General features: G+C 45.2%; 5 protein-coding genes. 1 reads left to right on the top strand and 4 read right to left on the bottom strand.

Translation table 11 applies throughout. The features are described from left to right. Window positions 1-1,057 (top strand): T9SS type A sorting domain-containing protein (locus tag ACTIE6_RS08390; protein ID WP_439556205.1); only part of this gene is annotated, 1,057 nt, incomplete at its 5' end. A gap of 5 nt (window positions 1,058-1,062) precedes the next feature. Here ACTIE6_RS08390 and ACTIE6_RS08385 read toward each other — a convergent pair. The 4 genes from ACTIE6_RS08385 to ACTIE6_RS08370 form a co-directional block, all read right to left on the bottom strand. Then, window positions 1,063-2,847: an asparagine synthase-related protein gene (locus tag ACTIE6_RS08385; protein ID WP_439556204.1), complete on the bottom strand. Its 1,785-nt coding sequence runs from the start codon at window positions 2,845-2,847 to the stop codon at window positions 1,063-1,065. Between the two features lie 479 nt (window positions 2,848-3,326). After that, the gene (locus tag ACTIE6_RS08380; RefSeq protein WP_439556203.1) at window positions 3,327-4,046 is read right to left on the bottom strand and encodes a hypothetical protein; all 720 of its coding nucleotides are present in this window, start codon (window positions 4,044-4,046) and stop codon (window positions 3,327-3,329) included. A gap of 36 nt (window positions 4,047-4,082) precedes the next feature. Next, window positions 4,083-4,721 carry a uridine kinase family protein gene (locus tag ACTIE6_RS08375; RefSeq protein WP_439556202.1) on the bottom strand — a complete coding sequence of 213 codons (639 nt, stop codon included), beginning with the start codon at window positions 4,719-4,721 and terminating at the stop codon, window positions 4,083-4,085. A gap of 52 nt (window positions 4,722-4,773) precedes the next feature. Next, window positions 4,774-6,588, bottom strand: coding sequence for a PorZ beta-propeller-like domain-containing protein (locus ACTIE6_RS08370; protein WP_439556201.1), 1,815 nt, complete (start codon window positions 6,586-6,588; stop codon window positions 4,774-4,776). Window positions 6,589-6,639 lie beyond the last annotated feature (51 nt).

Raw genomic sequence — 6,639 nt, 5'->3', positions numbered from 1 at the left:
TACATTGAAATTGGTAAGTGTAGCAAATGCGGATTACGCACTTGATTCAGATGAGGCGATCTTTATCCGATCAGCGGAGAAAAATAAATCAATCGGAAATTCTGCTAATCTCACCACCGGCATTATCATTGAAAATCATGGCAGGTATATAAAAGATCAGAAAGTGCCTGTGGAGGTTAGTTACGAGTATAAAGACGGCACAAAGCGGGCTTCATCCGCAACGATCAATGCATTTCCTAGCCGAGACACTCTGCTTGTCGCGGTCGTCAATAATAAGGATCTGGCAAGAATCGTAGTGAGAATAGATCCGGACAGCACGATCAGCGAAACTTCCCGGAAGAATAACTATTCTGATCTGATAATCGATTGGGACCGGGCCAAAGATCAAAGTTTTTACCCGACTGAGCCTTTAAAAGATGTTGTCGCGCCCATTATGAATGTAATGATCGATGGCAGGACAATCAGGAATGGTGATTTTGTTTCTTCAAAACCCTCGGTTGAAGTTGTGCTTGAAGATGACCGTCTGCTTACTGCGGATTCATCATTGGTCGATATATTTCTGAAATCATGTCAGGATGAGACCTGCGAGTTTGTACGGCTTGCTCATTCCAATGGAGTTGAAATAGTTGAAAATTCCGAGCGATCATTGATTTTCAAATACCAGTTTGAAAATCTGGTTCCTGGCACTTATGAACTGCTTGTGAATAGTAAAGATGATTCCGGCAATACGTCGATCAAGTCTTACAGGATCCAATTTGTAATACCTGAAAACTTGCAGCGGAGTGCATTAATCGCAAGTCCTAACCCGGCCTCTGAATACGTCCGGTTTGCACTTGAAAATATAGGCCAGGATACTTATGACTCTGTTACCTGGGAAATTTACAACCTGAACGGAATTCTGGTAGACTCAGGATCTGAGCGCGCTGGAAATCAGGTTATCAAAGATTGGTACTGGCTTCCCCGTCAAAATGTGAAATCAGGCATCTATATCTACCAGGTGAAGCTTTCAGGCAACGTTGAAAAGTCGATTACCGGTCGGATCGCATTGACAAGATAGTAGTATCAGTAAAGATTGTTTTCCCGGAGCCAGTTAAGCCAGATGGCAAGTGAGATTGTCCTCGTCACAAAGAACTGGCTTCGGGAATGTTTATAATCCGGCAAACCTTCTGTAAAAAGGATTGAGAGACATTCTTCAAATTTGCTCTTCTCAACATACTGCCAAACAGGATTGTCCCCTTTCTCCATCAACGTTTTCGACTGTGTTGCCAATCGAAGTGCCGCCTGCCTGCCGTAGATGCTGAAATTAGCTTTGAGCGGCCTGGTACGCACGTTTTCGGGTAGCAGATCCTTCATAGCTTCTCTGAAATGCTGCCTGCCCAGCCCAACTCCGAATTTCGTCCGCATTGGAATTGATAGGCAAAACTCAAAGAGATCCTTGTCATAAAAAGGAAAAAGATTGACAATGTTGTAGTGGCGACCTAATGCGAAAAATTGTTCACTGGCTATAATGGACTGTGCATTGAAAACGTCGTCAATTCCCATCTTATAATCTTCCGGGAGCTCTCCCTTCAGCAGATTGGACGTTTCCTGTGAGTCGCGCTGCATTTCAGTTGTGCTGAGGTATTCCGTTGCAACCGAGGTGGGCAGATTATCACCGCTAATCCTTGCAAGCCTGTTCTTAAAAGCACTTACACCTTTTTTGAAGAAGTGCCAGAGCGACACATTCATTTGATTGGAAGAGGTCAACAGAAGGCTTGCGGCTTGGCTTGCAGAAAGGTGCGGTATCTCGCGATAAAACTCCTCAACAACAAGCGACCGCTTGTACAGTTCATACTTCTTATCGTCATTATATGCGTCCCATCGGGGAAAGTTCTTGGAAAGAGAAGTGTATTGTATCCTAAGCCGGATCAGCGATTTAAGTTCTTCCCAATCCCGCTTTGTATAGCTTTGTCTGATCAGTTCCAGCCCGCTCCCTACAACCGAATCCCCATCGTGCCCGATCAGCAGGGATTTACATCCTAACTCAGCCGCCTTTTTCATCAGACTTCCCTGGGCTGAGGGGCTGATTACCATGCATTCTGGATGTCCGTAAAGAGAGGTATATAACGAGAAGAGCTCGAAATCGTTGGTCTGGGGAGGTACTTTGTGGTGGATAGATCCGATCTTATCCGCGACTGCGGACGCATAATCAGATTCGTCAGAGTACTTTGTTTTTGTATCCAGATAGAGTGTGTGCAGCTCCGCATCCGGGTTCAACAAATTGGTGATCGTGCTCAAAGAAGACGAATCCAGTCCGCCACTCAAATGGGAGCCGATAGGTTCCGTCGGCCCTTCAAGGGATTTCGCTACTGATTTAAAAAGCAGCTTTTTAAAAATCTGGCCAAGCTCTTCAATGGATGTGACATTATTCCATTTGGATGGAGATAAATGGAAGTAACGCTCTATTTTTACCTCAGCAGCACTGATAACAGCTGTGTGACCTGGAAGTACGGTCTTGATATGCTCAAAGAAAGTGCGGTTAGTATAACTTCTTGCCTGGTCTTTCCGGTAGCTGATGTAATTGAGAATCCGCACCTTATCCACTTCGAGGTAAGTGCTGGCAATATCCATTTGAAGCAATGCGACCAGACTATTCGAAAAAGCTACAAATCGATGGGGAAGGTGGAGGTAGTAAAAAGGGGCAGTGCCGAAGATATCGCGCTTTAAGTGAAGCGTTTGTGTTGCCTCATTGAACCAGACACCCCATTCAAACTCCTGCAAAATCTGCTCCGGGTGCTGGCTGTACTGATTGTCAGAAGTAGGGTCTACCTCTGCGGGAGTCAGTATTTCGCTTTGAGCTTGATGCAAAAAATTAGCTCCGACAATAACCTGCTTTTTCAGGTTATCTATCGGAGCTGATCTTTGTAATCTTAAAAACCCGTTTACCCAATTAATTGTACCAGACTGTTTGTTTTCAGTTTGGCTGATGTTGTTTTCGAAGATATTACTCCTTCAACAACCATTAAATGATCCACGGACCTTTTAAATGCTCAAATTCTTACAGACTATTCAGAAAAGTCAAACGTAGGACCTAGATCCTGAGCGCTGCCGATTTTTCCTTTTGTAAGTTTCGCCACGTTACCGAATCTGTTCAAAACCGGTTTGCGATAAGACTTTTTTGTCTGTGTAGAGTGCGATGTCACTGTTCTCATGTGTAATTGATTAAAATGATTTTTTACCAGTATCCGCCGTAAAATTAGCTACTTAAATCAAAAATGCAAACTTTTAAAGTGATTAAATGTGAAAAAACAAAATGGTAAAGTTTGGAAATCCTAGAAATTACTGGATTATTCTGCGCCGAATTCCACAATTTTCCTTGTTTTTCGTGTTCCAGAGTCGATTTTGCCAGATCCTATGCAAGCTTCGGTCTGACAGAATTCAAAGGATGTTTGCAGGTCGGAAATAAGACCAACGCCCAATGCGTATTGCTTGATACCAATGTACCTGTTGATAATGGAACTGTCATTTCGCTCCACCACATTCAACACCTTCTCAAAATCCCGGTCTCCCACTTTCGCGGGCGAACCCAAATCTTCGTAATGGTATTCTTCCTTATCCAGATTGTTGTAAGTATTCCCGTTCCAGCTCATTCGCATATCGATCGGAAATGCCATTGAAAAGAAAATCTGGTTGTCAATATTGGTCAGGATCTTGTCCGGGAACTTCTGAACAGCAAATTCTTTGACTTTCGTCCAGTATTCACCTGCCTTGTTTCGCGTCGATCGGGAATAGGTGTAAGTAGAAATACCTTCTGCATTAACAGCAACGCGCTCTATCTGGTCTTTTTCCTGCCAGTTCCTGATCACGGGATTGGCCTGCCCCGTCGAGTAAACTTCTTCCCTGACATCATAAATCGCATATCGGCCCACTTCGAGGGGATAATACTGGTAGGTATCCACCGGCTCAGCATTGTCGCCGTCGCACGCGGCGAGTGACAATGAGGCAAAGAGCATCAATGCCCAGTTTTTCAAAAATCTGTTTTTTGCAATGTGTGTAAATGTGTTCATTGAGGGATATGTTAATTGTAAAATGATTCAAACTGACTAGACGCGCTCGTGTAGTTTGGCCTTTAAAAAGCCGATCAGTACCTGCAAGCCCGTATCAAACCGATTGTTGTTATTGATGATCATATCGGCTTCGGAACGAAGCGGTAATATAAACTTGTCGTAAGTTGGCGCGACGTGATGCTCCCAGCGGTAAAGCACATCGTCCAGATCGTAGCCGCGTTCGTTATTATCACGTATAATGCGTCTTTTTATTTTAACGTGTTCCTTCGCATCCACGAAAATTTTGAGATCTATAAGCCGCGCGATTTCAGGAAAGTAAAAGACAAATATTCCTTCCACGATAATGATCGGGCGCGGTTCGAATATAAGCATTTGCGGCTTGATCAACGGATTGTTGAACGTGTACTCCTTTTGATGCACTTCTCTGCCGGCGCGGAGAACAGCAATGTGCTCGGCAAACAAATGATGGTCTATCGTCTCAGGTAAGTCAAAGTTTTCTACCCCATTCTCATCCCGCGGGATTTCATGTATTGGCCGGTAATAATTATCCTGGGAAATGCGCGTGATTTCATCTTTACCAAAAGAGTCAATCAGGCTCTTCATGAAATAAGTTTTGCCTGACGCACTTCCTCCTGTAATGCCAACAATGTACGGGGGTTTTTCCTGGGTTATCATAATGCTGCTTATATCCTGAAAAAGGATATCCTGAAAATTAAATTAGAAAATATTAGTTAATAACTGCCAGCTTACCGGCAAGTTTCTCACTTCCGTCGCCGGATACAACGAAGACCATATAAATACCGCCGCGTGCCCGCTTGCCTGTATAATCGGCCAGGTTCCACGAAGCAGTTCCGCCTTGTGACCGTGTTTCAAAAATTAACCTGCCCGAAAGCTCGGTTACTTTCACCGTCGATCCCTCCATTAAACCTTTAAAGCCCACCTTGCCGCCGTAATCCGGGCGGACAGGGTTTGGGAAAATGGTGACCTGGTCAAGGTTCTGGGAAGCTTCACTGGCGTCGCTCCGGTAAGAAACCATTCCATTTGCTGTGTCCACAAATAACAATCCCTGCGCCGGATCAAATTGCAATGCATTGATATCGGTTGAAGGCAGCGGGCTGTTCTCTGTGTTGAACATGGTCAGAAGCTCTGTTCCGTCCGCACTGAAATGGTAAAGTCCGTTCCTCGTTGCTATCCACTTTCTGTTGCCCGGCTCCGCAGCGATGGCGGTACATTTTTCATTGCTGAACAATTTTCGTTGTCCGTAAATGGGCAGGATCGCGTCAATGCGGCCACCGTCCAGCAGATTGTCAGGTACGAAATACCCCGCGCCTTTGTCACTCGCGAACCAGATATTGCCTTCATAGTCCAAAGCAAGGCTGTTGATCACATTGGAGGGCAAACTGCCTGATCCGATTGAAGTAGATAGCATTCTTTGCTGACCCGCAGCAGTTTTAACAAGAATGCCGCCGCCCTGGTAATCCGGAATACGTGTCCAGCTTGTTCCTGCCCAGTCGATCACCACCGAGTCGAGGCTTGCGTTAACTGTCGTATCCGTTTGAGCACGTGACACTGGTTGGAAGCTTGTCCCTGCATTCGTCAGTAACCCCGCTTTTCCGTCAGCTGCCCATAGCCGCCCCTTTTCGCGAATAGTTGAGGACAGCGCCTTAAACATGGGATCGGCTTTTACAATCACTTTATTCTGCGCATTGATGGAGACGATCTCGCTTGGAGTAGTTACCAGCAATTCATTTTCAGAAGTATCAATGTCAAAATACGTACTTGGAGAAGAGAAGACCGTTTGCCAGTGGCCTTTATTTAGTTGGTAAACTCCCTTTCCGGAAAATGCGGCATACAGGTTATTGTTGAAAATGGATACTGCTACTGCCTTTTCGTTTGCATTGACCAACTTCCAATTCGCGAAATATTGATGATTAACGGCCGGCGACATGGAAGCTGCCAGGATACCCTCACCGGTTGCGGCAAATATCGAATCTGCAGAGAATGTAAGGTCTTTCACAACTGTCTGAATTCCTCCCGCGCCGATGTAACGGTAGCTTTCTTTTACCTGGCGCATTTCAGTATCAAGCACCACAATGCCAAAATCGGTACACAAATAAGCCAGCTGTTCTCTGAAAAGGATTTTCCGGACTGCCTTGCTTTCTGCTATTCCAGCAGTTTCTGCCAGTACAGACCAGCCGACTATTTCAGCAGGTGCCAAATTCTCATCAAGGTAAACGAAATCAATGTAGCCGCTTCTGTAAGCGAGCAGGAGCAGGTTGTTTTCAGGTTCAAATGCAAATGCACTTACTCCGTTGTCGTGCAAACCCTCTGCTTTCGACCAGCTTGTGACCGCACGGCTTGTGGTATCCAGACTGAAAAAACCATTGTAGGTACTATATAGAATATGATTTTTAACAGCCAGAACCTGTCGGGCAGACAAGTTGCTGAAATGGGTTTGCCAGTGTCCGATCGGAATGGTCTGACTTTTGGCCTGGGGCAAAAGGTAACCCAGCAAACAAAGAATGACCAGAATGTTTTTCATCTGTCTGCGTGTTTCCTTTTGGTATCAAACCCCTCTCGCCCTTCGCACATG

The sequence above is a fragment of the Dyadobacter sp. genome (assembly GCF_051859145.1).
Taxonomy (GTDB): Bacteria; Bacteroidota; Bacteroidia; order Cytophagales; family Spirosomataceae; genus Dyadobacter.
Note: the sequence above shows the minus strand (reverse complement) of the source record. Positions and strands in the feature narration are given on the sequence as shown.